The 24,249-nt window shown below is 72.4% G+C and carries 31 protein-coding genes; 1 reads left to right on the forward strand and 30 read right to left on the reverse strand.

The window, feature by feature from the left end; genetic code table 11:
• Window positions 1-26 precede the first annotated feature (26 nt).
• The 19 genes from ACGF12_RS30395 to ACGF12_RS30485 form a co-directional block, all read right to left on the reverse strand.
• Window positions 27-497, reverse strand: coding sequence for a hypothetical protein (locus ACGF12_RS30395; protein ID WP_393036980.1), 471 nt, complete (start codon window positions 495-497; stop codon window positions 27-29).
• A 192-nt stretch (window positions 498-689) separates the two neighbouring features.
• Window positions 690-1,292: a hypothetical protein gene (locus tag ACGF12_RS30400; RefSeq protein ID WP_393036983.1), complete on the reverse strand. Its 603-nt coding sequence runs from the start codon at window positions 1,290-1,292 to the stop codon at window positions 690-692.
• Between the two features lie 94 nt (window positions 1,293-1,386).
• Window positions 1,387-2,523, reverse strand: a complete 1,137-nt coding sequence (locus ACGF12_RS30405) for a hypothetical protein (RefSeq protein WP_393036986.1) — start codon at window positions 2,521-2,523, stop codon at window positions 1,387-1,389.
• Entirely contained in the window at window positions 2,520-2,687 is a 168-nt protein-coding gene (locus ACGF12_RS30410; RefSeq protein WP_393036989.1) for a hypothetical protein, read from the reverse strand. The genes ACGF12_RS30405 and ACGF12_RS30410 overlap by 4 nt, the downstream gene beginning before the upstream one ends.
• A gap of 115 nt (window positions 2,688-2,802) precedes the next feature.
• A complete protein-coding gene (locus tag ACGF12_RS30415) occupies window positions 2,803-3,594 on the reverse strand; it encodes a DUF4097 family beta strand repeat-containing protein (protein ID WP_393036991.1) in 792 nt (263 codons plus the stop codon).
• A 204-nt stretch (window positions 3,595-3,798) separates the two neighbouring features.
• Window positions 3,799-4,074, reverse strand: a complete 276-nt coding sequence (locus ACGF12_RS30420) for a hypothetical protein (protein ID WP_393036994.1) — start codon at window positions 4,072-4,074, stop codon at window positions 3,799-3,801.
• Window positions 4,075-4,167: 93 nt separating this feature from the next.
• The gene (locus ACGF12_RS30425) at window positions 4,168-4,881 is read right to left on the reverse strand and encodes a hypothetical protein (protein WP_393036997.1); all 714 of its coding nucleotides are present in this window, start codon (window positions 4,879-4,881) and stop codon (window positions 4,168-4,170) included.
• A 55-nt stretch (window positions 4,882-4,936) separates the two neighbouring features.
• Window positions 4,937-5,287 carry a hypothetical protein gene (locus ACGF12_RS30430; RefSeq protein ID WP_393037000.1) on the reverse strand — a complete coding sequence of 117 codons (351 nt, stop codon included), beginning with the start codon at window positions 5,285-5,287 and terminating at the stop codon, window positions 4,937-4,939.
• Window positions 5,288-5,360: 73 nt separating this feature from the next.
• Window positions 5,361-5,750: a hypothetical protein gene (locus tag ACGF12_RS30435; protein ID WP_393037003.1), complete on the reverse strand. Its 390-nt coding sequence runs from the start codon at window positions 5,748-5,750 to the stop codon at window positions 5,361-5,363.
• A gap of 221 nt (window positions 5,751-5,971) precedes the next feature.
• Complete coding sequence (locus tag ACGF12_RS30440; RefSeq protein WP_393037006.1) at window positions 5,972-6,328, reverse strand: hypothetical protein; 357 nt, start codon at window positions 6,326-6,328, stop codon at window positions 5,972-5,974.
• A gap of 164 nt (window positions 6,329-6,492) precedes the next feature.
• Window positions 6,493-8,727: a hypothetical protein gene (locus ACGF12_RS30445; protein WP_393037009.1), complete on the reverse strand. Its 2,235-nt coding sequence runs from the start codon at window positions 8,725-8,727 to the stop codon at window positions 6,493-6,495.
• A gap of 321 nt (window positions 8,728-9,048) precedes the next feature.
• Window positions 9,049-9,450: a hypothetical protein gene (locus ACGF12_RS30450; protein WP_393037012.1), complete on the reverse strand. Its 402-nt coding sequence runs from the start codon at window positions 9,448-9,450 to the stop codon at window positions 9,049-9,051.
• Window positions 9,451-9,890: 440 nt separating this feature from the next.
• On the reverse strand, window positions 9,891-10,457 hold the full coding sequence (locus ACGF12_RS30455; RefSeq protein WP_393037015.1) for a hypothetical protein: 567 nt from the start codon (window positions 10,455-10,457) through the stop codon (window positions 9,891-9,893).
• Window positions 10,458-10,539: 82 nt separating this feature from the next.
• Complete coding sequence (locus tag ACGF12_RS30460; RefSeq protein WP_393037018.1) at window positions 10,540-11,211, reverse strand: hypothetical protein; 672 nt, start codon at window positions 11,209-11,211, stop codon at window positions 10,540-10,542.
• Between the two features lie 88 nt (window positions 11,212-11,299).
• Window positions 11,300-12,208, reverse strand: coding sequence for a PP2C family protein-serine/threonine phosphatase (locus ACGF12_RS30465; RefSeq protein ID WP_393037021.1), 909 nt, complete (start codon window positions 12,206-12,208; stop codon window positions 11,300-11,302).
• Window positions 12,209-12,384: 176 nt separating this feature from the next.
• Window positions 12,385-12,840, reverse strand: a complete 456-nt coding sequence (locus ACGF12_RS30470; RefSeq protein WP_393037024.1) for a hypothetical protein — start codon at window positions 12,838-12,840, stop codon at window positions 12,385-12,387.
• A gap of 325 nt (window positions 12,841-13,165) precedes the next feature.
• Entirely contained in the window at window positions 13,166-13,786 is a 621-nt protein-coding gene (locus ACGF12_RS30475) for a hypothetical protein (protein WP_393037027.1), read from the reverse strand.
• A 112-nt stretch (window positions 13,787-13,898) separates the two neighbouring features.
• On the reverse strand, window positions 13,899-14,939 hold the full coding sequence (locus ACGF12_RS30480) for an ArdC-like ssDNA-binding domain-containing protein (RefSeq protein WP_393037030.1): 1,041 nt from the start codon (window positions 14,937-14,939) through the stop codon (window positions 13,899-13,901).
• Between the two features lie 262 nt (window positions 14,940-15,201).
• Window positions 15,202-15,900 (reverse strand): hypothetical protein, encoded by a 699-nt coding sequence (locus ACGF12_RS30485; protein WP_393037033.1) that lies wholly within the window; start codon window positions 15,898-15,900, stop codon window positions 15,202-15,204.
• A 246-nt stretch (window positions 15,901-16,146) separates the two neighbouring features.
• Here ACGF12_RS30485 and ACGF12_RS30490 point away from each other — a divergent pair, with 246 nt between their 5' ends.
• Window positions 16,147-17,979, forward strand: a complete 1,833-nt coding sequence (locus ACGF12_RS30490; protein ID WP_393037036.1) for an IS1634 family transposase — start codon at window positions 16,147-16,149, stop codon at window positions 17,977-17,979.
• Here ACGF12_RS30490 and ACGF12_RS30495 read toward each other — a convergent pair.
• The 11 genes from ACGF12_RS30495 to ACGF12_RS30545 all read right to left on the reverse strand — a co-directional run bounded on the left by ACGF12_RS30495 (window position 17,976) and on the right by ACGF12_RS30545 (window position 23,799).
• Window positions 17,976-18,203, reverse strand: a complete 228-nt coding sequence (locus ACGF12_RS30495; RefSeq protein ID WP_393037039.1) for a hypothetical protein — start codon at window positions 18,201-18,203, stop codon at window positions 17,976-17,978. The two genes, ACGF12_RS30490 and ACGF12_RS30495, sit on opposite strands and share 4 nt — an antisense overlap.
• Before the next feature lie 192 nt (window positions 18,204-18,395).
• Window positions 18,396-18,782 carry a hypothetical protein gene (locus tag ACGF12_RS30500; protein WP_393037041.1) on the reverse strand — a complete coding sequence of 129 codons (387 nt, stop codon included), beginning with the start codon at window positions 18,780-18,782 and terminating at the stop codon, window positions 18,396-18,398.
• Between the two features lie 114 nt (window positions 18,783-18,896).
• Window positions 18,897-19,424, reverse strand: a complete 528-nt coding sequence (locus tag ACGF12_RS30505) for a hypothetical protein (RefSeq protein WP_393037044.1) — start codon at window positions 19,422-19,424, stop codon at window positions 18,897-18,899.
• 125 nt (window positions 19,425-19,549) lie between these two features.
• Window positions 19,550-19,852, reverse strand: a complete 303-nt coding sequence (locus ACGF12_RS30510; protein WP_393037047.1) for a hypothetical protein — start codon at window positions 19,850-19,852, stop codon at window positions 19,550-19,552.
• Between the two features lie 236 nt (window positions 19,853-20,088).
• Complete coding sequence (locus ACGF12_RS30515; protein ID WP_393037050.1) at window positions 20,089-20,997, reverse strand: hypothetical protein; 909 nt, start codon at window positions 20,995-20,997, stop codon at window positions 20,089-20,091.
• Window positions 20,998-21,104: 107 nt separating this feature from the next.
• Window positions 21,105-21,563, reverse strand: coding sequence for a hypothetical protein (locus ACGF12_RS30520; protein ID WP_393037053.1), 459 nt, complete (start codon window positions 21,561-21,563; stop codon window positions 21,105-21,107).
• A gap of 95 nt (window positions 21,564-21,658) precedes the next feature.
• The gene (locus tag ACGF12_RS30525; RefSeq protein ID WP_393037056.1) at window positions 21,659-21,805 is read right to left on the reverse strand and encodes a hypothetical protein; all 147 of its coding nucleotides are present in this window, start codon (window positions 21,803-21,805) and stop codon (window positions 21,659-21,661) included.
• Between the two features lie 147 nt (window positions 21,806-21,952).
• The gene (locus tag ACGF12_RS30530) at window positions 21,953-22,411 is read right to left on the reverse strand and encodes a hypothetical protein (protein WP_393037059.1); all 459 of its coding nucleotides are present in this window, start codon (window positions 22,409-22,411) and stop codon (window positions 21,953-21,955) included.
• A gap of 201 nt (window positions 22,412-22,612) precedes the next feature.
• Window positions 22,613-22,861, reverse strand: coding sequence for a hypothetical protein (locus tag ACGF12_RS30535; protein ID WP_393037061.1), 249 nt, complete (start codon window positions 22,859-22,861; stop codon window positions 22,613-22,615).
• 129 nt (window positions 22,862-22,990) lie between these two features.
• Window positions 22,991-23,353: a hypothetical protein gene (locus ACGF12_RS30540; RefSeq protein WP_393037064.1), complete on the reverse strand. Its 363-nt coding sequence runs from the start codon at window positions 23,351-23,353 to the stop codon at window positions 22,991-22,993.
• An 86-nt stretch (window positions 23,354-23,439) separates the two neighbouring features.
• A complete protein-coding gene (locus tag ACGF12_RS30545; protein ID WP_393037067.1) occupies window positions 23,440-23,799 on the reverse strand; it encodes a hypothetical protein in 360 nt (119 codons plus the stop codon).
• Between the last annotated feature and the right edge of the window lie 450 nt (window positions 23,800-24,249).

Consider the following 24,249-nt stretch of genomic DNA (forward strand, 5'->3'; position numbering starts at 1 on the left):
GATCGGTAAAAGCGAACGTCAGGGGCTCACAGACCGCCCAAACGAGTGAGCCGGACACTCACAGCACAGTCGGTAAAGTCGCTCCAAAAGTCGCCAGCGTCATGTACACGAACCCAGACGTTTGGGCCCCGGTATCGGCGCCCGCGCAGCTCCGCCTTCATCCGGCGCTCCCACTCCTGTGGCTCGTCCAGGACGAGTTCGAGGTTGCGCACATGGGCGGCCAGGACCGAGGGGAGCCGCCGGTAGGAGCTTCCAGGGGCGACCGCGTAACAGAGCGGGCCGCCGCAGACCCCGGCCTGGGGGCAGGCGTTGAAGAACTTCCCGCTGGTCAGCTGAACGACCCATGCCGGGATCGTCCACGTGAAGACCCGGGGCTGATCGGGTTCGCCGGTGCGGCGGCAGACGTCGGTGTTGTTGTTCGACAGCAGCTTGTCGGGCCAAACCAGTTGGCTCGGCGGGTCGATGTCCAGACCGGGGATAGGCAGGGGGGTAGACACAAGGGGCTCCGGATGAGTCCTGGCGCGGGCGATGGCCCCGCCAGCGATTGGGCAGTGCGGAAAGGTGGGGTGATGCCCTCCGGGCTCCGGCGGTCGGGGCGCCGCCGGCGAGCGCCCAAGGACGCGGCGCGGCGGCGCGCTGCCCGGTGGGGCCGGGGCCGGGCAGCCGCGGTGGGCGGCCCGGCGCCCGGCTCAGTAGACGCGGAAACCGCCGCGCCCCTGGGCCTTGCCGAGCCAGGCGATCCACTCGGAGAACCAGTGGTGCTCCCCGACCGCCGCCCGGCGCTCCTGCTCGTCGGACGCTTCCCACGCGGTGAGCGCGGCCCCGATCTGGGCCGGGGTCACCAGCCAGCCGCTCTTGCTGTCCAGCTTGTGCGATGGGATCCCGGTGACAGGCTGGGGTTCGGCGTCCGTCACCGCCTCCTGGGCCAGCGCGAACCGCTCTAGTGCCTCGGTGAGTGAGTCGGCATCGGTGGCGATGAGCGTCTGCCACCTGGGCAGGCCGAAGGCCTCCGAGCCCGGCCACTGGGGGTGTTCCTGCGCGGTGAGCATCCTCAGCCGGTCCATGATCTCGCGGCACTGTGTCAGCTTCCGCTCGCTCAGGCGGAAGGAGCGCACCCGGGCCGAGCCGTACGCCTCCCAGGCGGCATCCCAGGCCTTTGCGGCGGCGTCGCGCTCCGACCCCTCCGGCAGTCCGGCCGGGTTGACGGCCTTGCTGATCGCATCCTGCGTCGCCAGCAGTGCGACCACCTCGCCGTCGGTCGGCAGGTCGGCGAAGTACATGTTGTAGTCCACGGTGCTGTTCTCTCCTTGCGTGTAGCGATTCGATTGCCTTCCGGGGGCCACCCGGACTGACAAGAAAAAGACTACCATGAAAAGTGCATCGGGACTAGCTGTGCAGCCACCTCCGGTACTCCTTCGTCAGCGCCCCGCCGCCCTCCTCGAACCGCTCCGCCGCCCGCGTCGCCCACCGAACAGCGTGCTGCGCGTTTCCACGGTCGTACCACCACGAGTCCCAGTGCCGGGACTGCGGGTCCGTCACGATCCGCAGCAGTTCCCACGCCAGGGCCGCAACCTTGCGCATGTCCGCCGCCGGATCTGCACTGCACCCGCCCTCGACCGCCCCCAGCAGCTCCAGCGCACGGCGGGCCGACTCCGAGCAGCCGTCGACGTCCGACAGCGACGACAGCTCGTCGGAGACATTCAACAGACGGCGCTCCGAGTACTCCTCCGCGTGCAGCACCCGGAACGGCGCCAGCGGCAGAGCCGCCAGCGTGGCCGGTGCCGGCCGGGCGAACCGCCGCAGGTTCTCCGCGAACAGCACGTAGCCCTCCTGCGGCCGGTCGACGTCGGCCGGCTCCAGGCAGTAGGACACCCGTCCGCCCGGGTGCTCCTCACGACGGCCCACCCGCCACGGCCGGCTCCATGCCGGGCCGTGGTCCGGACCCGGCAGCCGCACCACGTCCAGCCGCTCCAACACCTCGCCTCCGGGCGCGACGACCCACCCTGCTGGAGGCTCCTCCCGGCGCCGCTGCGCCGCGGCCGCCTCCGTGCGCGCGTCGACGGTGCACACGACAGCGTCGGCCGCCTCCCACCGGCTCGTCGTCAGGTACCGCTTGCCACCGTCCACCTGGTACCACCAGTCACGCCCGGAGCCCGCGCGCCACACCTGTCCGCGCTCGCGGCCGTCGACGGCCACCGGGTAGCGGCCCTCCTCGTTGCGCTGGCCGATCGCGGTGCGCGCCTGGCGGGCCCGCAGACGCTCGCGCTCGGCGGCGGCCTTCGCGGCGTCGCGGCGCTCGCGTTCGCGCCGGGTCCGCTCCCGATTAAGGGCACCGCGGCGGGGCGCGATCGTATCGGCCGCCAGCCGGAAGATCCCCGGGCTGTGCGCGTGTTCGCGCTGGAACTCGTCCAGGGCCTGGAGCTCGGTGGCAAGCGCCGTGTCGTCCATGCCTGCCGGCGCGGCCGAGCCGACGGGAGGATCCGGCAGGGCCGGGGCTGGCCGGCCGTCATGGGTGGGGCTCACTGGTTGCTCTCCTTCGGGGGGTAAGGGTTTGCCGTGACGTTGACCGAGACCTGGTAGCCGGCGCCCGCGAGTGCGTCCTCGACCAGGGCGGCGACGTCGTCGGCCTCGTCGGCGCTGTCCAGGTTGGACGCGAACACTTCGATGTCCGCGAAGTGGCTGTTCACACGTCCTCCTTGTTGGAAGGTCACGAGGGTCGGCGCCGTGAAGATGCCGTGGGGTGGTCCGCCCGCCGCAGGCAGGTTCGGCGGCGGGCGGACGGTTGGGCCCGGGCGGGGCGTGCTAGCGGCGGAAGATGCTGCCGTGGACGGTCGAGGCGGTGATCTGGAGGTGCTCGGCCTTCCGGGTCGTGATGGAGCCGTTCACGGTGGTCAGGTCGGCCCGGCCACTGGCCCGGTCGGTGGCAGTGAGGCTGAGACTCCCGTTGACCGACGACGCGGATAGCTCGTGACCGCTGTACTGGGCCACCTCGATGGGCCCGTTGACGGTGCTGAGACGGGCGCTGGTGAAGACCTCGTCGATGTCGATGCGCCCGCTGACGATGGTGACGACGGCGCTGCCCACGGGGCCGCACAGGATGCTGCTGTTCGTGGCCTCGACGTTCAGCTCGGCGAGCGTCCCCTCGACTTTGAGGTCGGGGCCGCCCCCGGTCAGGGTGAGGCTGGACCCCGTGGGAAGGGTCATCTCTATCTCGATCGGAGTCCCGTCCTCGGCGTCCGGACGGCCATCGGTGATCACCCCGCCGGACATGATGACCGAGCCGTTGATCGTGACGCCGGGGCCGATCACGTTGTGCACGGACGTGCTGTTCAGGCCGCTGATGGTGCGCGAGAAGTCGTGCTGAGCGGCCGGGATGCCGACTTGCAGGATGTGGCCGCATCCGTGGGTGACGGTTCGGTGGGTGGTGCTGGTGACGGCGTGCGTGCTGGGGCCGTCGGCCTCCTGGGTGTAGATGCTGACGGTGGCGCTGACGGCGTCGGGGTCGACCGTGACGTTCACCAGGCCGGTGTGGCCGTCGAGGTGGACGCGGACCGGCCCGGTCACAGCGGCACGGATCGTCTCGTGGGTGGGCATGGTGGTGCCTCTCGTGTTGCGGAGTTCGACTGTCTTCCGGGAGCCGCCCGGCCTGACAAGGGAAAGACTACCATGAATTGAGCATTCAAGGGGGATTGATGTTGCTGTGCACGGGGTCCTCGGGGTGTTGAACGGGTCTGCTGGTCGGCCGGGCCGGGCCGGGCCGGGCCGGGCGGGGCTGGGGTGGGGTGGGCGGCGCGGCCGTTACGGCTGATCGGCGCGACCGTCGGGCGCGGCGGTGTCCGCCAGGCTCTGGCTGTCCGCGCGCTGCGCCGCTTCGTAGGCCGCGATGATCGCGGGCAGGGCGATGGCGAAGGCGTTGGTGTCCCAGGCACCGGGGAAGTAGTCGCGGGACGAAGCGCAGGATGCGGGCCACTGGCGGCAGCTGCACAGCTCGTCGTGGTAGTGGTCGTTCAGGGCCTTGTTGCCGCTGTCGATCAGGATGTCGAGCAGCGCGGCGGGAATCGGGGCGGCGGTCACGGGCGGTCCTTGCTGGGAGTGGGTGTCTGGTGTCGGCCGGTGGGGGTTCGCCACCGGGCTGGTGCCCGCCCGGGGGCGGGCACCGGTGGCGCCTCATCGGCCCTGCTGCTCCTGGAGGGCACGCTGGATCCGCTGCACCGCAAGGATGTCGCTGCGCATCCGGGGGCCGCCCAGTGCACGCCGTGAGGGGCTGTACGGGTAGACGCGGACCGTGGCACCGAAATGGCGGGCCAGGGCGCGGCTGGTCTTCATGAGGTCGACCTCGTTGGGCAGGTCGGCCCAGCCGGGCTTACAGCTGAGCAGCAGGTACCGGCGTTCGGCGGTGCCCGGGACGCTGGTCGGCGTGAACCCCCACTGGTGCTCGAAGGCCTCCCAGTAGGCTTCGACGGCGGCCTGCGGGTGGGTGGCGTAGGGCTCGCGGCTGATGGCGGCCCCGGGCTCGTCGGCCATCCAGCTGATCCGGTGCGGCTTGTCCCACAGGCTGGAGATGCTGAGGAGCAGTTCCTTGCCGGCGGTGACGGTCCACACCTCCGGCTCGGTCCACGGGCCGCCGTCGTGGGCGGGGCGCTCCTTGGGGCCGACCCCGGTGACCACGGCGGTCGCGGTTCCGTCGGCGTTGGAACGCAGCCAGCTGCCTTCGAGACAGCTGGTGAAGCCCTGGCCGGGGTGCCAGGTGGGGGCGTCGGCGAACGCCCCGCGCGGGAAGACCACCAGGGCGGCGGCCGCGCCGTTCCCGTACTTGAAGCTGCGGGGATTCCAGGTGCGGCGCACGGCGTGCTGGACGTGACGACGAAGGCTGCGCTTCAACAGGGGTCTCCTCAGGGTGTCGGGTGGGTTAGGCGGTTGGGGCGGTGCGGCGCCGCTACCAGTTGACTTCGATGAGGTACGTGCCGGCCGGTACCAGTTCGCGGCAGGCCAGGTCGCTCAGCAGGACGTGCGGCTTCGGGGCGTCGCCGTCCCCGGTGAGCCACGTGGTCAGCTCCTCCTGGTCCCAGGGGTCGAGCCCGGGACGGCCGACTCGCGGGGAGGTCGGGTCGGACGGGTCCTCGCGCTCCTGGTGCTCGGTGGCCGCCTTGGCGACACAGTGGTCTCCGTTGCTGGCCTCCAGCGCCACGTGGGCGCAGTAGGGCAGGCCGTACTGCGCCTCGACGAACCGGTCGAGGTCGCTCGCGTTGACGACGTGGAAGGTCTCGGTGGTGGTGTTCGGGATCATGGTTGCGTCCTTGTTCGGTGGCTGGTGGTGCAGGGGCGGGCGCCGCCGCGCCGGGCGGCGGCGCCCGGCGGGGTCAGGCCGGGCCCCCGGTGACCCGCCACGCGTCGCGCAGGGCCCGCTTGACGAAGTTCACCGCTTCGCGCCAGGCCTCCTGGCTCCCGGCCCACACGGCCTGGCACAGCAGGCTCACCAGGCGTTCGGCGGCCTGGAGTTCCGCACGGGGCTGCCCGAATCCGAGGTCGATGAGGGCGCGCAGGTCGCGGTACAGCCGGATCCACTGCCCTGCCGGGGACTGCGGGTCCGGCGCCTGACCGTGCGGCCACGGTGCCGGGGAGGCCTCGATACCGGCGTCGTGCAGCCGGTGTCCCCAGCCCCGTACGGCGGTCTCCACGATGTCCGACACGGTGTGGACCGCTGCGGGCAGCAGCAGGCGGTATTCGGTCTCGTGGTGGGTGCTCGTCATCGCGCGTCCTTCTTTCGTTGGGGTTCGATTGCCTTCCGGGTGCCACCCGGCCTGACATGGAAAAGACTACCATGAAAAGTGCATTGAAGTGGCTCGTTGCGAACCTGGCCTTCTCGGCCGCTGCTCCGGCCTGGCCGGTGCGCCGCCCGCGCTGGCCGGGGTGCTGCTGCTGCGGAAGGCGTGGCGGGGCCGCGGTCGGGCCGCGGCCCCGCCCTGGGCGGTCACGCCCGGGTGAACACCTTCCCTTCGGCGTCGATCCCGTGGGAGTCGCCCTCGTCGTCGTGCTCCGCGTGGTCGAGCAGCAGTCCGTCGGCGGTCGACGGCCGCCCGTAGGCCCGGAGGAAGCCGCAGAACACCTCGGCCTCCGAGCAGGTCAGTCCCGCCGAGCTCCCGCTCACGTCGTAGAGCAGGTAGCCGTCGCCGATGGCGTCGGCGAGCTCCTGGGCGGCGCCGACCTGGGCGGCGGTGATGATGGTGTGGTCGGTGCCCCCGCAGTGGGGGCAGTGGAAGGGCTCGGTCGGGCCGTCGACGGCGACGACGGCGCAGCACTGGGTGCAGTAGGCGGCAGCGGCAGCCACGGGCGCGCACCTTTCATGGTGTTCGGAGGGTGTTTCGGCAGGGGTCCGCAAGGCCTGAGCCTTCCGGAAGCAAACCGCCTGCCATGAAAAAGAATACCATGAAAAGTGCATCGCATGGGTGGGGGTGCACTCCCGCACCCCCACCCCCGGTCACCGCCGCCCGGTCAGACCCGCGCCGGTGCGGACGACTCGGGCCGCCCGGGCCCCCCGACCAGTTCCCCCAGTTGCGCCTCGGCCCCCTCCCGGGTCTCCTGCGCGATGACGGCCAGGACGTCGCCCACGGTCGGCCTGATCCGCCCGCCGCGCGGACCGGACCGCCCGTCGGCCCACCGCGCCTTCCCGTGCTGCTTCTTGACGGCGTACTGACCTCGCTCGGGAAGCCAGATCAGTTCGAACACCCACCGCCCGGCCCCGGTCGTTCCGGCGATCCGCACCACCAGCATCCGCCCGCCCGTGGCGGTGCGACAGGTCATCTGCCACCCGCCCTCGGCCGCCGCCGACCAGAGCTCGCCGACCGACCGCGGAACCGCGTGCACCGGGCTCCACTGCCCGTGCTCGGCGACCGGAGCAGCCGTGCCAGCGGCAGCCCGCCGACGGGCCAGGCGCCGGGCCAAAGCGGCGTCCGCCTCGGCCTGGGCCCGCTCCCGGCGCTCCTGCTCCTCGGCCTCACGGGCCGCCCGCTCCTCGCGCCGCCGGGTGTCCTCGCCCGCCTGCCGCCCCCGGTCGTGCTGCGCCTCGTCGGCGTCGGCCGGGGACAGCCGCTCGGCCGCGACCTCGCGCGCGACCAGCCCCACCGGGCCGCTCACCCGGAAACGGCCCCTGCCGAGGTAGGCCACGACGCTCCCCGCGTACCGGACCGCGCCGTCCTCGCCGGGCGCCGGCCGGACCCACACCTGGTCATCCCGGGAGAACCGGCTGCGCCCGTCCTCCGCGCGACCGTCCGCCTCGGCGGCCAGCCGCGCCAGGAAGTCCCGCCGCGCCCAGTCCGCCGACTCCTCGTCCTGCCCGGCCTGCCGCGCCGCCCGGTAGACCTCCTCCCCGGCTCGGTGGCGGGCGATGCGCTCGGCCTCCAGCTGCTCGTGGACAGCGGCGTGCCGGGCCTGGCGCTCCCTCAGCGCGTGGTCGACCAGCAGCAGCCGCCGCACCCGCCGCACCTCCTCCACCACCCCGGCCGCCGCCCACCGGTCCAGGACCACGAAGTCCCGCAGCACGTCCAGCGACAGCCACGCGTCCCATCCGCGCCCGACCAGCGCCGACCACACCCGCACCGCCACCTGGTAACCCTCACCGCTGCGCCGCCGGGCGCCGGGCGCGTACAGCTCCTCGCCGCGCCGCGACTCCTCCGCCAGCGTCAGCGCCCGTTCCTGCTGCGCCTGGTCGCCGCCGGCCCGCAGCAGTGCGCCGGCCGCCGCGCCCAGCGCGTACACCGCCCGGTTGATGTCCTCCTCCAGCGCGCCGTACGCGCCCAGCTCGGCGCGCGGGTTCCCGCCCGGCCGGAAGGCGTCCCAGCCCTGGAGGTAGGTCATGCCGGGGCGCCCGTTCTCCTCCCACCACTCGGCGAACCGGCGGGCGGGTACCTCGTAGGCCTGGATGACGGACAGCGCGAACTCCTCGGCGGTCCCCGCCGGGTGCTCCGACCGCCAGGCGGCCTCCTCGGCCTCGTCGGCGGCCAGCTGCGCGGCGACATAGGGGGCGCACTGCGCCTCCGCCTCCGCGCCGAGTGCGGTGTTCACGGCCTGCCGGGCGGCTTCCTCGCACACCTCGGCCAGGGTCCGGGCGTCCTCGGCCAGGTCGAACGCGCGGCGGGCCCGTCCGGCGCCGGCCTGCTCGGCCCGCCCGGCCAGGAACCGGGCGGCCTCCTCTGCCTCAGCGGCGCGGTCGGCCAGCGCCGCGACGGACGCGAGGGCGGCGTTCGCCCAGGCCTCGCCGGCGGCCTGCGCCTCCTGGAGCCGGCGGTGGACGTCCCGCACCTCGTCCGCGTGCCGGGCCGCGCCCTGGTGCTGCGCGGTGGCGTCGGCGCCCCACTGGGCGGCGCTGCGCCCGTGGTGGGTGAGGCCGTCCGCCTCCTTGTCGGCGTCGACCAGGGCCGGGGCGTAGCGGGCGAGCAGATCGCCGACCTCCGACCAGGCGGACCGGACAGGGACCGGGTTGCCGTCGCGGGTCTCGGCGGCGTGGGACCAGCGGAAGGCGCCCGAGCGGTCCGCGGTCCAGTGGCAGGTGAGTTCGACGGACATGGTGCCGCGGCCGCTGACGACGCGGGCGGCCAGGTGGACCGTGACCTGCTCGGCGCCGGGTTCGGTGCTGACCGCCCAGCCGGCGGCGGAGGCGCGCTCGGCCAGGCGGACGGCGTTGCGGGGAAGGCCGGCCGTGCCGGTGGGGACAGGGTTCGGGATGCTCACGGTGGGGGCCTCTCTGGTGGGGCGGTGGTCTGTGGTTCGGCGGCCGGGCGGCATGACCGCGACCTCCTGGGCGGTCAGGGGAGCGGGACGGGAGGACCGGCCGGGGCGCGGAAGCGAGTCGGCGGGCGGTGGCCCGGGTCGCGTATCCGGCCCGGCCGGTCCGGGCCCCGCAGCGATCCCCGGGGGCCTCAGCCTTCGGCGGGCGAAGGAAGGGACCGGTTTCCCGGTCCTGGCGGTATCCGGCGGTGCTGCGGGGCAGTCTGGAATGCGGCCTTACGGCCAGTCACCGGGGCGGCCGGGAACAGCCGCCCCGGGGCTTGGTCAGCCCTCGTGGGAGAAAGCGACGACGACCACCGGGCTGCCGTCGTCGTGACCGAACGAGACGGTCAGCTGCTCCTCGGTCTCGAAGACCGGAAGCTGCCCCGGCATGAAAGTGAAGTTGAAGGCCGCCGGGGCGCCGTTGCTGGAGCGCGCGGCAGCGAGGTAGGCCGCCCGCAGCAGGGTGGCCAGTCGGCGCGCCTCCTGGTGCCCGTCCGGCCATTCCACGCACTGCTCGTGCACGTCCGCCGTCAGCGCCACCGGCCACTGGAATCGGGCCTTGTGCTGCGCCTCCTCGGGCACCCGGACCACCTTGCCGCCGGTGATGGCGTCGGCCACGGCGGTGGTGTCGATCGGGTCGCCGAAGGCTGCGACCAGGTGCGCGAAGGTGATCTTGTCGGTCACGGGTTACCTCTTTCGATGCGGTTCGATTGCCTTCCGGGAGCCACCCGGCCTGACATGAAAAAGGCTACCATGGATACTGCATCCATGGGGCTGATGGCCCGGCTTTCTGGTGCGTCGTCAGCCTTGGGTTGCTGCTGTCGGCTTGGCCTGGCGTGCCAGAGGGTCCATTCGGCCGTGGCGGACCGGCCGGGGCGCGGAAGCGAGTCGGCGGGCGATTGCCCGGGTCGCGAATCCGGCCCGGCCGGTCCTGGCCCCGCAACGGTCCCCGGGCGCCTCAGCCTTCGGCGGGCGAAGGATGGAGACCGGTTGCCCGGTCCTGGCGGAATCCGGCGGTGCTGCGGGGCGGTCTGGGAAGGGCTTGCCGTTCGGTCGCCCGGGGCGGCTGCGAACAGCCGCCCCGGCGCTACGTGGGGCCCGCGTCGGGCCCCTCCGCGGCGCGGTCAGACCTCGGGGGCCCGCCACGCCTGGGTGAGCTGTCGGCGCAGCCATCCTTCGTGCTCGTCGGCCTGGGGTCCGTGGACGCTCTCGTAGGAGGCCAGTTCGAGGGCGGTCCCGGCGGTCTTGTGGAACTCGGCGGGCAGGGCTCGGGCGAAGATCCGCAGGTAAAGGCAGGTAGCGGCAGAGGTGAGCGGGGCTTGTAGGCTGCTCTCAAGAAGCCCGATCATCATCTCGGCGTCGGTCGCGGGCCGGGTGTCCCGGCCTGTGTCCACCCGCTCCAGCAGCTCCCGCACGTGGATGCGGTACAGCCTCTCGTTCTTCAGCCGGTCGAGGGTCGGCGTCATCAGGCTGAACGAGTGCCAGATCGGGCCACGGGCGGTCTCCTGGTGGCGCTGGCGGGCCGCCTCGATCTCCTCCTCCGCCCACTCCATCGCCTCGAAGAGCGGCTCCAGCTCGCCGGTCACCTCCTGGAACATGCCGACGAGCGCGGCGGCCGGGCTGTCCGGGGTGACATCGGCCGGGGAGGCGGTGCGGGGCGCCTCGATCGGTGTTTCGGTCGTGATGGTCACTGTGTGGTCCTCGCTTCAGCGGTTCGATTGCCTTCCGGGAGCCACCCGGCCTGGCATGAGAAAGACTACCATGAGTTCTGCATCATGGCTCCGTGTACAGCCGTACGGCCGCGCTCTCCAGGATCCGCCACACCGCCAAGGGGTCGCCGGCCTCGTCGTAGGGCCGGACTGCGGCCTTGCCGCCGAACTCCCGGACTACCACCGCCGCGGCGTCGACCAGTTCGCGCTCGTTCGGCCCGTCCGGGCGTGCGGGCAGGCAGGGCAGCAACAGCGACCACCGGCCGTCGGCCTTGCGCTCGGGCCGGAACCCCCACTGCTCGGCGAACGCCTCCCAGAAGGCCGCGGCCGCGGCCGCGGGGTGGCCGGCCAGCGGCTCCCGATCGACGCGGGTCCCCGGCTCCCGGCGCAGCTCGGTGACCCGGGCCGGCTGCTCCCACAGGAACGCGGGCCGCTCCGCGCCCGGCGGGCCGTTGACGGTCCACACCTCCGGACCGCCCGGTACCCCCGCCACGCGCAGCGGCAGCTGCGCACCGGCTACCACCATGGTGGTGGCCTCCGGAGTGCGGCGTATCCAGGCCTGGCCGGCCCGGCAGGCCTCGAAGCGATCGCCCGGGCTCCACGCCGGCGCCTGCGGGAAGGCGTCCGCGGGGAAGGTGATGCGGACCGCGACGGCTCCGGCGTTCTCGTGGTGGCGGGCGGGGTTCCAGGTGGCCAGTACGGCGGACATGACGGACTTCTCAAGGGTGCGCTTCACGGCGGCTTCTCCTCGGTGCTGATCGGGGGTTGGCGGGCGGCTGAGTACCTCGGAGGGTGCCCGTGCGGGCCGGGCACCCGGGCGGCACTCAGGCGCCGGTGTGGATGCGGCGGGCGGGCGGCTGGGCGCAGGTCCGGCAGCGCTTCACCATGCGGGAGGTCCAGGGCGAGCGCACGGTGACCGGGTCGGCGGGGTGCGGGGTGTCCTCGGCGGCGTCGCAGCCGGAGCAGCCGTCCTGGAGGAGCACGCAGCCGTGGGCGCACAGGATGCGGCCGGTGTTGGCCTCCGGTGTCTGCGGGGCGTCCGGGAAGTCGACGACCATGCACGTGGCGTTGTCCTGGTGCTCTCCGCCGAGGCTGATCGCCAGGTTCACCAGGTGCTCGGCGCGCTCGGCCGGGTCCAGGCCGACGAGCTCCGCGCCCAGGGCGCGGGCGGCGTCCTCGATCGGCTCGTAGCAGCCATCGGAGGCGAGCAGCAGCCGCGTACCGGCGCGGTCGTGTACGGCCGTCCACTCCGGCTCCAGCGCGGTCCCGGCGTCCGGGTGCCCAAGACAGCGGGTGACGTGGTTGCGGTACCACCACGACGCCTTCTCTCCGGTGGCCTCGACCTCGGCTCGGAGGTTGTGATCCGTGGTCAGCCGCTGAAAGTGGCCGTCCTGGTGGAGGAGGTAGGCGCGGCAGTCGCCGATCCAGGCGACGCGCAGCAGCTGGTCCGGCGCCGTGACGGCGGCGACGGCGCACGCTCCCGGCGCCCACTCGGCCCGCGCGGCGATCTCGTTCTGAAGCTGGGTGATGGCCTCGTGCGGTTGCAGGGTGCGGGCGGTCAGGTCGGCCAGGCGGCGGGCTTCGGAGCGGGTCCAGGAACGGACGTCGTCGCTGGAGCCGATCCCGTCCAGCAGGACGAACGCGCGGCCGCCGTCGCCGGTGGATCGGGTGGCGGTGGCGTCGCACTGGTGGGAACGGGTGCCGATGTGCTGAGCGGTGGCGTGGGTGGGCATGGTGGTTCTCCAGGGTGGTGATGGCGGGTGTGGAAGGCGCGCGGGTATGACCGCAAGCGGCCCGGGCGCGGGGCTGTGGGCCCGGCCTGTTTCTGCTTCCGCGTCGGGTTCCGGCAGGACGGCCGGGGCGGATCCCGGCCGGGGCGCTGCGGTGGCGCCCCGGCCGGGCTGGGGGCCTAGAAGCAGACGTCGCCGTGAGGGGGCGTCAGCGTGATCTCGCGCCGCCGGCCGTGCTTGTTCACCTGCTCCTGGACCACGCTGTTGTCCGCGTAGTGGATGACCTGGGTGTTCCGCCACTGCGGCTCGGTCTCAGTGAAGTAGTGGTGGAGCTCGCGCATGCGGTCCTGGGCCCGCTTCATCGCGTCCCGGTCCTCGTTCGTGATGGCGTGGGTGCCCATCGAAGCGACGCAGCCGCTACCCCGGTGCTGGTCCCGGTCGCTGCCCAGGTAGATCGACATGGGGTCGCGGCGCTCCGATCCGTTGAAGGTTCGGATAAGGCCGGAGTGGGTCGCCCAGTGGAGCATCTCCATCGCCGACCCGAACTTCTTGGCGGGGTAGGTGTAGCCGTACTGGGCCCCGTTCTCGTCGACGCGGTTCACCGTGCGGCCGTGCAGGGTGTAGGTGGCGGACATGGTCTCTCCTCTGCTCGAAGCGGTCCGATTGCCTTCCGGGAGCCACCCGGCCTGACAAGAGAAAGATTACCATGAATAGTGCATTCATGGGGTGGGTGTGCTGCTGCATTTCCGCGCGCGGGTTCACGAAAGGGTCCGGGAAGTCGGGGGCGGGCCGCACCCGTGGTCCCGGCCGGCCGCGGCTCGGCGGAGACTTGCGGCCGCGGCAAGCGGGCGACCGGAGGTTCGCCCGCCCGGCGGTCGACGGGGCCGGCCTGGCGGCGGGGTGTGTCGGTCGCCGGCGGGCCCAGCCCGGGGCATCGCACGCCCGGACCGGGCCCGGGGCTCACCGCGTGGGCACGGTGCCGAAGTAGAACGAGGGCAGGACGGTCAGCAGCGGCACGGCGTCGGGGTGGGCGTCACTGGGGCGCTGGTCCTCACGGGGCATCCCGGCGTTGGTGAGCAGGCAGTCCGCGCCCATGAACTTCCCCCCGATCCACTGGGAGGCGAACACGGTCTGCGGCACGTGCGACTTCTCGGCGTCGCGCCGGGCCTGGGCCAGCATGGCGTCGGTCAGCTCGTCCACGCTGGGCGGCAGGGCGTCCGCCTCGCGCCAGCGCCACACCGGGTCGGCGCCCGCGATCGGGACCGGGTTGTTGCGCACTGCCCAGTGGATGAATTCCAGGGTCGGGGCGTCGCACCACTCGCCCGGGGCGCGGCCCTCGGAGTAGTGGCGCTCAAACTTCAGGTTCTTGCCCCGGTAGCGCCACACCATCCGGAACTCGCCCCGCCCGCGCGCGGCGTCCGCGCCCAGCGTCGCCACCCATCCGTCGCCGGTGTTGGTCTCGTGCGCCGGGGACCATTCCGCCTCGGCCGTCCAGCCGTGCCGACGGGCATAGGTGAGAACGGCGGCGACCTTGGCGGGGACCTTCGGGGCGGCCGGGAGGGCGGTTGCGGTGTCCTGCATCGTGGCTCCTTGGAATGAGGCGTCGTGGTGTCGGCGGTGGACGCCGGCGTGGTGGTTGCCCAGCAGTGCGAGGGGCCGGGGCGGGGGTACTCCCCCCGCCCCGGCGGGACCGCTACACGGTGGCCAGGGCGGGCGCCTGGACGGCTTCCATGGCGGCGGCGGCCTCGGGGCTCTCCCGGAACTCCAGGAACGCCCGGAAGGCCTGGCGGACGGTCTCAGCGGTCGCCGTGAGCGTCTCGCGGACCTCCTTCGGCTCGCGGCCCGCCCAACCGGCGATGTAGTCGGCGGACTTCACCGTGGCGTCCACGCCGTAGAACGCGGCCACCATGTGCGCCACCGACTCGGCTTCGGTCTCCATCCGCCCCCGGTGGCTGAAGTACCCGGCCATGTCCTCGGTGTGACCGCACGCCACGTGCCCGGCAACCTCGTGCGCCAGCGTCACGGACGCCTGGGCGGGCGTCACCTTGTCGCTGATCATCACCGTCTTCGTGGCGGGCCGCGCAAATCCGCGCGCGGCCCCGGTGTCGCCGGTCTTCACGGTGTAGCCGTGGTGGACGGCGTAGGCGTTCAGGGCCTGCCACATCTCGGCGGGGGCCTCGCCCGGGGTATCCGCGCCGAACCGCTTCAGCGCGCCCGGAAGGGCGGGCGTGATGAAGTACAGGCCGTCCTTGGGGTTGTGCTGCCACATCGGCTCGGTCTGGCTGGCATCGAAGCGGGGAACCAGCATGAACCCCTTCGGCCGGTGCTCGCCGCCGTCCTCCTCGATGGCGAAGTCCTCCGACTCCTTGCCCCTCTTGTCGCTCTTCTTGCTGGTGATCGGGGCCCAGATCCGGATGGACTTCTCACCCTTGACGACCTGGCGGCCGCGCTCCTGCCACTGCTTGTAGGTGCACACGGCCGTTGCCTGCGGGCACTGCATGAGCACCAGGATCATGTTGTTGGCCGAGAAGCGGCCGATCTCGGTCCCGGCCGCTCGGGCCATCTGGGTCAGCATGGCGGTCCAGCCCTCGGAAGTGACCAGGCTCATCACGGCGGCGTCCAGGTTCTGGCGCAGCCGCTCCGTCAGCTGCTCGGTTTCGGCGGCCTTGGCGGCCCTCTCGGCAGCGGTGAGGGAGGAACGGCGGGCCGTGCGCTTCGTGGTGGTGCGGGCCATGATCGGTCTCCTTACGACGTGACAGCGGTTCGATTGCCTTCCGGGAGCCACCCGGCCTGACAAGAGAAAGACTACCATGGAAAGTGCATCGAAAGGGTGGGGGCGCCTTCCCTTCGTCGACCACCGGCCAGCCCCCTGCCGTCTTCCGGGCGCCGGCGGACGGGGGACCGACGGGCGGTCTCGGAGTGGCGCGGCGTGCGACCTCTCCGGGCCCGGGCCGGGCGACCACCGGGGCGCGCCGTCCGGCGCGCCCCGGTGAGTCTCAGGCCAGGGCCTCGGCCTTGCGGGGCCGCTTGGCGAACCCGTATGAAGCGTCCTTGGGGGACGGCTCCACGTCGGCCGTGAACCGCACCCGCTTTCCGTGCAGATCGCGCACGGTGGTGCTGCTGATCCTGGGAGTGAGCGCAACCGGGACGGTGCTCCACACCCGCCACCCGTCGTCACCGCGAACGAGCATCTTGAATTGCCCTCGACGACCGTAGTCGCCTTCCTCGTAGCGGGCGTGAACGATCTCCCCCGTAATCTCCAGGGCCTTGCCGGTGGGCACCGGGACGGCCGCAACGGCATCCTGGGCGCGTCGCTGCTCGGCTTCGGCGCGGCGGCGGGCGTACTCCATACACCGCCCCACCGCCGCCTCCTGGCGCTCGGTCAGGGTCCGCAGCTGCGCCACCTGGTCCGCCATGTCCGCCACGAACTCGTTGTCATGCGGCCCCTCGGAGAGGTAGGCCAGAAGCTCGGCGCGGCCCGGCGCGGCGGTGCTCCACGCCTCGAACTCCCGCTCAGCGCGCCTGCGAGCGGCGGCGGCCGCCTTCGCGCGCTTGTCTTCCTCCTTGGCGACGCGGGCCCGGTAGGCGGCAACCGCCTGCTCCGTCTCCTCCTGGGTGGACTGCGCCCCGAACGCTCCGCCGTGGTTGGCCCCGCCGCACGAGCACGAGCAGACGGCCCGGACGCGCTCATGCAACGGCCGTTGCAGGACTCGTCGCGGGTCACAGCGAACAGCCGCTCACCGCGCAGCGTGCGCCCGCACTCCGGGCATGGCGGGTTCGGCACCTCGGCCCGCACGGGGCGGACGCACTCGGCGCAGAGCGCGAGGAAATAGTGGGTGGGGCGCGCGTCAATGATCATGCCGGTCACGTGGGGATTCCTTCCGCGAGAGGGGTTCGATTGCCTTCCGGGAGCCACCCGGCCCGACAAGAAAAAGAATACCATGAACAGTGCATTATTGGGGCGGCGTCTGGCCCGGTCCCGGGTGCTGGGGCCTAGTCCTGTCTTTCGCAGGTGCTTCGTTGAGGTGATTCGGCACGGGGGCGGTGTCCGGAGCGGGTCGTGGAGCGTTGACCGTGACGTGCCTGTCTTCTCCGGTCCGACCCGCTCTCGGGTCCACCGTCCCCGTGCTGAGCTTCTGATCACCTCTGTGGTGGAGAAGCGGCTGGGCTCTCTGCCCGCGTCCGCGCAGTTCCTGCGTCGTCTGGACGTCGCCGGGATCATTGATGGGCTGTGTCCGATGCGGACCGAGGTCGCCCACATCACTCACGGACAGGTCGTCGAGGCGTTGATCGCCAACCGGCTTTCCTCGCCGATGCCGATGTTCAAGGTGAACAAGTGGGCCGAGCAGTGGGCGGTGGACGAGGTCTTCGGCATCACGCCGGACTTCCTCAACGACGACCGGATCGGCCGCGCTCTGGACGCGATCGCCCCGCACCTGGCCCAGATCAACGGCTCGGTGGGCGCCAAGGCGATCACCGAGTTCGGCATCGACACCACCCAGTGGCACTGGGACATGACCAGCATCTCCCTGCACGGCGCCTACGAGGACCCGGACACCGGCTACCCGATGGTCCGCTTCGGCCACCCCAAGGACCGCCGCACCGACCTGAAGCAGATCCAGACCGGGCTGGCGGTCACCGCGGATGGCGGCATCCCCGTCCTGCACCGCGCGATCAGCGGAGGGGCCGGCGAGGTCTCCCAGGTCGTGGACACCATGCACGCTCTGCAAGAGATCGCCGAGCGGCCCGACTTCCTGCTGCTGGGCGACTCCAAGCTGCTGTCCTACGACAACGTCGCCGCCATGAACGTGGCCGGGGTGCGCTTCATCGCCCCGGCCGCGGCCGCCTCCGTCGATCCCGCTCTCTACGCGGCCCAGGACCTTCAGACCGCGACCGTCGTGGACTACGTCGCCGAGCGTGACGCCGCCAAGAGCGCCGAACAGCGCGGCAGCTACCGCGTGGTGGAGGACCAGGCCTTCGTCTGGAAGGGTCGGCGCAAGAGCGATCCGCCGCAGGAACTGCGGCGGATCCTGGTGCACTCCAGCGCGAACGCGGCCGGGCAGCGGGCCGCCCGGGAGCGGAAGCTGGCCAAGGCCCGCGAGGACCTCGAACGCCTCCAACGCGCCCTGGGCAGCCACCACTACCCCGACCGGGCCAAGGTCGACGCCCGCCTGGCGGCCATCGCCCGAGCCCGCCGCGTCGGCGCCTACCTGCAAGCGGCCACCGGCACCGCACCGGACGGCAAACCGACCCTCACCTGGTCCTTCGACCAGACCGCCATCGACGCCGAAGCGGCCATCGACGGCTGGTACGCGCTGCTGACCAACCTGCCCACCGACCAAGCCGACGCCACCCAGGTTCTGCTGCACTACAAGGGCCAGCCGGTCATCGAGCGCCGCTACGGCGAGTTCAAGGGCCCGCTCGCCGTCGCGCCGATGTTCCTGCGCAGCAACAAGCGCATCGCCGCCCTGATCACCGTGATCTGCCTGGCCCTGCTGGTGTTCTGCCTGATCGAACGCCAGGTCCGCCGGGCCCTGGGCCCCCAGCGCACCATGCGCGGCTTCTACCTTGAACCCCGCTCGGTCCGACCGACGGGCGAGCTGATCCTCACCGCCCTGTCCGAACTACGGATCAGACCCGGCACCGCCACCAGCCCACCCACCATCGTGATCAGCGCCGGCATCCAGGCCCAACTCCTGGAACTACTCGACGTCGATCCAACCCGACCACGCTGGCTGGACACTCGTTTCCCCACCTGCGAAAGACAGGCCTAGTCGCCGGCGTCGACCCGGAAGGCGTAGCCGCTGGCGTGCTCCACCCACTCGCCCCGGGCGGCCGCGCCCAACTTCACGGAGAACCGCTGCGCCTCGGCCTTGCTGGCGGCGCGATTGTCGTGCAGCACATAGGCGGCAGCCACGGTGGCGGCCCTGAGGGTCGTGAACGGAGTGCCGTGAGTCTTCTCGGTGCCGTCCGGCAGACGGCGGGTCAGGATGAACATGCGGCCTCCTGGCGGCCTTCACGGACCGCCTTGCGGGGGCGGCCCTGGGGGGACGGATGGTGGACGGCTCTGGCCTGCCTGCCGCCGTCGGCCCGCAGGGTGCTCGGAGGGCTCCACGGCCGGTTTCTTCCTGCCGCGGGGAGGATCGCCGGGCCCCCTGCGGGCCGCCCCGAACGGGCGGCCTGCGGCTGGCTACCAGGGGGCCTCGTCGTACTCCTGGGACTGGTCCTTGGGGTAGGTCCAACCTTCGGAAGCGATGGCGACGCGTACCGGGCGGCGCCTGCCGTCCGGCCACCCTGCTCGGGCGTTGAGCCAGTTCTCGTAGCCCTCCGCCTGGCGGACGGCGGCGGCGAGCGACCGGGCCGACACGTGGTAGGTCTGCGCGGGCATGTGCGGCTCGTCGGGGTAGTGGAATACGACGGTGTAGGGCCGTACGGACAATGACGGGGCCATGGATGCGGCAAACCCCGCCAGTTCCCGGCGGAAGGCGTGGGCCGCCCTCGCCAGCTGGCGGAACGGGCGGCCGTGGCGCATGGCCTGGAGCCGTCGGCGGTGGGCGTGGGTGAGGCGAGCGATCATCGGTCGGACTCCTTGGGGATCGAAGGGGTGGCGGCCGGCCCGGAGGTGCCCGGCGGCGGGCCCTCGGTGGGGCCGGGCGGCGGCTTGGCCGCCGCCCGGCGATGGGCCGGTGACTCAGAGGGCGAGGGAGACCGACGCGCGGCGGGCGCAGCGCACGGCCACGTCGTCGGTGGCCCGGTCGCGCAGCAGGTACCGGGGCCCGTCGGGCACCCTGGCGCAGCGCGGGCAACCGCACGGCTCGGAGCGGTACAGACCGTGCTGGTGCGTCAGGCTGCCGTGGTACCGAACCAGGGTGCCGCGCGGGATGGGGGCGGTGCCCGCGTACGTCCCGGGGACCTCGTCCGGCTCCTCCTGGCCCCGGTCCTCGTCCTCGCTGCTGCCGGGCTCGGGCTCGGCGGACCGGTCGGGGACGGGCCCCGCATCCGCCCAGCCGATCGACCACTGGGACTCCTGGAAGGCGACCGACGACCAGCGGCCCGGCCCGCCGAGCGGGCCCGCGAACCCGAACGCCCGAAGGTCTCCGTGCTGCCGGTGTGGGGCGACCGCAACACAGTCGAACACCATGCGGAGCTCCGGGGGTAGGAACGGGTCCGCCACGACGTACGTGCGGCCCGACTCGAAGAACTCCGGCTTGCTTCCCATGATCATGATCCCATCTCGTGGTGTGCGGTTCGATGCCGGGGCGGTAGCCACCCGCCCCGGGCTTGGTTGTGCTGGGCTCGATTCCCGGGAGGTTGGGGCGGGCCTTCCGGCCCGCCCCGGTGCTGTCAGGTGCAGTCCAGACCGCAGCTGAGGCACACGAGAACCGCGTCGTCCGCGATCCACACACCCTGGCCGGTCGTGTCCAGGCACTCCTCCGGCCGCGCGGTCGCCCACGGGCTCTGACCGTCGATCAGGACGACGTACCGGCCGGGGTGCACGAACTCCCGGTAGGGGCCGTGGCCGGTGACAGGCTCCATCCGGTAGGAGAGTCCGGCGGGAAGCTCCTGGAGAGGGGCGGGCAGTACCCGGGGCTCCGGCAGGGGGGCGGCCATCGGCTTGGGCGCGTACAGCCCGGTCTTCGTCGCCATGATCAGCATTCCTCTCGTCGTACGGGTCCGATTGCCTTCCGGGAGCCACCCGGCCTGACAAGGAAAAGACTACCATGGAATGTGCATCCATGGGGTTGTTGTTGCGCCCTCGGCGGGGATTCGGGGGTGGGGCGCCGCGCGCCGCGGGGGCTTTCGGCGCCGGTTCCGCGGGGCCGGTCTCTGGCGCGGCCGGAGGGGCGCCCCGCCCTGTCCTCGGGCGGGGCGCTGGCGGTAGGTCAGCTGGTCCGCACCTGGCGCTGCGGTCCGGCGGCCCGGTAGTCGGCGGCCTTGCCCGCCAGATCGAGCAGCGTTTCCATCTCGTCCCGGTCGACGGGTTCCCAGCCGTACCCCTTAACGGCGGCCGACGCGCCGTCCAGCTCCTTGGCGATGAAGTTCGGGATGTTGACGTCCCGCGCCCCGGGGTTGAAGCCGTAGAACACGGCGGCCTTGTCCCTGATCGACGCGTTCCTGACGGGCCCGTACATGACCAGGGTCCGCCGGGCCCGACGGCGCCGCTCGGCCTGCTCGGTGGCAATCAGCGTGGCTCGCGCGGCCAGTGCACGTTCCTGGGTCTTCTTCGCCCCGCTCACCTCGGCCCGCGTCGCCGACCCGTCCTCGACGCAGCACATGTTCAGGAAGGCGTTCGCATACTCGGTGAGGACGCTCATGGTTCGCTCGTCGCCCTCGACCACCAGCGTCCGCGACCGGCCGCGCTGGACCCACCGGCCGCCCTCGACGGCCAGGCGCAGCGCGAGCGACCTCGGGTCGTGGTCGTCGTCCCCGGTCATCGCGTTGGTGCCCTCAAGCCACTCGGCGAACGAACCGGGCACGTTCACCGTGGCCACGGGGCGCGGGGCATCGGCCGGGGCCGAAGCCGGCTGCTCCGCCGGGGCCGCCGCCGCCCGCTCCGCAATCATCTGCTGCGCCCACAGGTCCACGTTGGTGACGTCGGCGGGCAGCTCGTAGGGCTCCCCGCAGATGCCCCCGATGAACAGGTAGGCGGTGCGCCCGGCGTCGCCCTCGACGACGACCGTGACGCGCTTGCCGTCCACGGTCAGCGGGCGGGCCTCGCGCCAGGTGCGGGCGCCGGGGGCGGCCGGCTCGTAGTTCCCGGCGAGGCTGGCGGGGGTCTGGGTGCTGGTCATGGTCTCTGTCCTCCGTGGTCTAGCGGTCCGATTGCCTTCCGGGAGCCACCCGGCCTGACAAGAGAAAGACTACCATGGAAAATGCATCCAGGGGTGTGATCCACGCCTCATGTCACCGGATTCGCCCCGATCACCTCCCGGATCCGCCGCACCGACGGCGCGTCATGAGCCCTCGGGGCCTCGGGCGTCTGCGCCGTTCCCGACCCGAACAACCGCACCCGGCCGGGCGCAGCCCCCCACGAATGCCACGTCCGTTGGAACTTCCAACGCAGCCCGATCCGCCGTCCCTCCTCGTCCCCGGCCGCCCGCCCGACCTGGACCGTGTAGTACGGCGCGCCGTCGCTCGCCTGCGCCCACTGCTCCAACGCCAGCCACCCATGGGCACGGGCGTGCTCCACCAGCCTCCGGCCGGCCTCGGGGGCCTCGTACCCGGCGGGCGGCACCGCCAGCAACTCCACCAGCCGTGCCCGGACCTCCACCAGCCGCGCCGACTCCTCCGCGCTCCGCTCGCTGCGCCGCTGCAGCTCCCGGAACTCCGCCTGCACTGCCTCAAGCTCGTTGCCCATGGGGGCTCCTCGCTGCTGAGCGGCGGGGCGCAGCACGCCCCACCGCTGTCGGGACCAACCGGGCCTGGAGTCGGTCCGGGCCCCGGTGCTGGCTCTCAGCCGCGCGGGGGCCGGGTCTTGCCGGTCTCGACGCTGTAACTGCCCCCAAAGGTGATCAGCCGTCGGATGTACGCGGAAGCGGCTTGCTCCCCCTCGGCGACGTGGACGGTCCGGCCCTGGTCGGAAGTGATGATGTAGAACATGGCTGCTCCTGGATGCGTTCTGATGACCGGTGGGGCGCTGCACGCGCCCCACGCCTGCCCTGCTCACCGGGGCAGTGCCCGGCCCTGCTCTCCGGCCTTCTCCGGCTGCGCCGCGCCCCCGATCCGACTCGGGGGCGCGGCCGCCCGCTACCCGACCGGGTGCGCCTCGATGACCGCCATGACTTCGCCCAACGACGGCGCCTCGTGTACCTCCGGCGCTTCCGGCGTCCATGCGGCGCCCGGACCGCACAACACCAACTCCTGCCCGTGCGGGACGAACAGGGACGACCACATCCGGCGGTACTCCCAGCGCAGCCCGATCCGGCGCCCCTCGCTGTCCTCGGCGGGCCGACCAACCGTCACCACGTAGAGCGGCCAACCGTCCTGCACGGTCCACACCTCCAGCGCGAACCACCCGTGGGCACGGGCATGCTCCACCAACCGACGGCCGACCGTGGGCACCTCGTACCCGGCCGGGGGCTCCGGGACCATCCCCAGGTACTGGGCGCGCTGCGCCTCGACCCGCGCCACCTCGGCGGCGCGCTGCGCCCGCGTGCTCAACCACGTCCGCGCCCATGCCCGGACGGCCCTGATCATCGAACCCATCTGCCTTGCCTTTCTCGATCGCTGGGGCGCAGTGCTGCTCTGCGCCTTTCACTTCTTGGGGCGGGGGCTACGCCCTCGGCCTCGGCCTGGCGGCCGAGGGCGGCCCCTGTCCCCACGCGGGGCGGCTGGCGCCGCCAACCTGGCCCGGCGCTGCGCGCCGATGTGTTGCCGGGCCCTGCATGTCGGGGCCCGGCGGTGGACTCAAGCCGGGTACACGCCGGTCCGGTTGTAGGTGCGCCAGTTGGTGTCCGCCTGCTCGCGGAGCGACTGTGCGGCGGCCGGACTGGCGGCTAGGCGGGCCCGGCCGCGCAGCTCGTAGTCAAGGGCGTTTGCTCGCATGGCTTCGGCTACGACTGCCTCGCGGCCGACCGGCCGGGCCGGGGTGACAGCGCGGCGCAGAATGCGTCGGGTGGTGCCCTTGGCCGTGGTGGCGGCGGTGATGTAGGCCATCGGTGGGTCTCCTCTGCTGAATTGATCGGGCCGGTCGCCGTTTTCCGGCCGTCCGGCGCTGCGTGCCGTCTTGGGGCCCTCTGGCGGCGGGCCCCGGGGGGCGGGGACCCCCGCCCCCCGGGCGCTCGGTCAGCCGCTGAAGGCCATAACGGGGGCCTCCTGGACCGGGAACAGCGCGGGGGCGTCGGTCTCGACCTCGACCACCTCGGCCACGGTCGCGGTGGCGGCCTTCTTCTTCCGGGCGAACACCGCGTCGGGGGCGGTGAGCATGACCGCCCGGCCCGGGACGAACGTCCACCCGGCGGCCCGGAAGGCGTTCATCACGTGGGCGAGAGCCTGGGTCCGGCGCTTGGTGGTGAGGTTCTCGCGGGTGACGACGGTGACCCCGTCGGTGGTGTACGAGAACTCGACGGCGGCCGCGTGGGTCTCCGGGATGTTGTTCTCGATGATGGCAGCGGAGGCGGCGACAACGGCGGTGATGTTCTTCTTCATGGGAATTCTCCGATTCTCGGATCTGGATTTCAGGGGTTTTGGAGAATGCCGGGGGGCGGGCCCGCCCGCCCCCCGGCGGGGGCCTGTCAGGCGGCGGTCAGGGCCAGGAGCGAGGCGCGGACAGCGCGGTACGCGGGCTTGCGCGGCGCGTACTTCTCGGCGATCGCGCGGACCTCGGCCTTGGTGTAGCGGGTGGTGGGCCGCTCCCCCTCGGCCGGGCCCTCGATGGTCCGGGTCGTGGTGCCGGGGGTGCCCGCGATGTTCAGGCTCTTGGCCACCGTGCGCATGCTGTTCGCGCAGCCCTCGGCGGTCCGGCGGTTCATGCCGCTCGCGGCCAGGGTGTAGGTGGCCAGCGAGCGGGGGCGGTGACCGAAGGTCTTCGCCAGTTGACCGGCGCGTCGGCGGTTGCGCTTGATTTCTGCGGCCTTGCGAGCACTGCGGTTCATGCTGTCCTCCGTGGTCTAGCGGTCCGATTGCCTTCCGGGAGCCACCCGGCCTGACAAGAGAAAGACTACCATGAAGAGTGCATCGATGTGAAGTGGGGTCCGCTCGGAGTGTCGGCGGCGGCCCGGCCCGGCCCGGCCCGGGACTCCTGATGCAGCTCCTGATGTGGCTCCCGATGCGACTCCTGATGTAGCTCCTGATGCCAGCACCCCAGCTCCGGACGTGAGGGGGCATCTGTGCAGCTCAGGGGGCCAACCAAGGTTCCCGGTAATTCCGACAACCCTCTCTATGCGCCCCTCTCTCTTCTCCCTGTTGGTGTGGTGGGTGGTTGGTGTGGTGGTGGCGGTTGGTGGCGTCGTGCGGGTTGGGTGGTGCTGCGCTGGCTGTTGGTGGGCCTTCGGCGGGGGCCTGGCGGCCTGGTTGGGGTTGGGGCGGGGCGGCCCGGTGGTGGG

The organism is Kitasatospora sp. NPDC048296 (assembly GCF_043201815.1).
In the GTDB taxonomy this organism is placed as follows: Bacteria; Actinomycetota; Actinomycetes; order Streptomycetales; family Streptomycetaceae; genus Kitasatospora.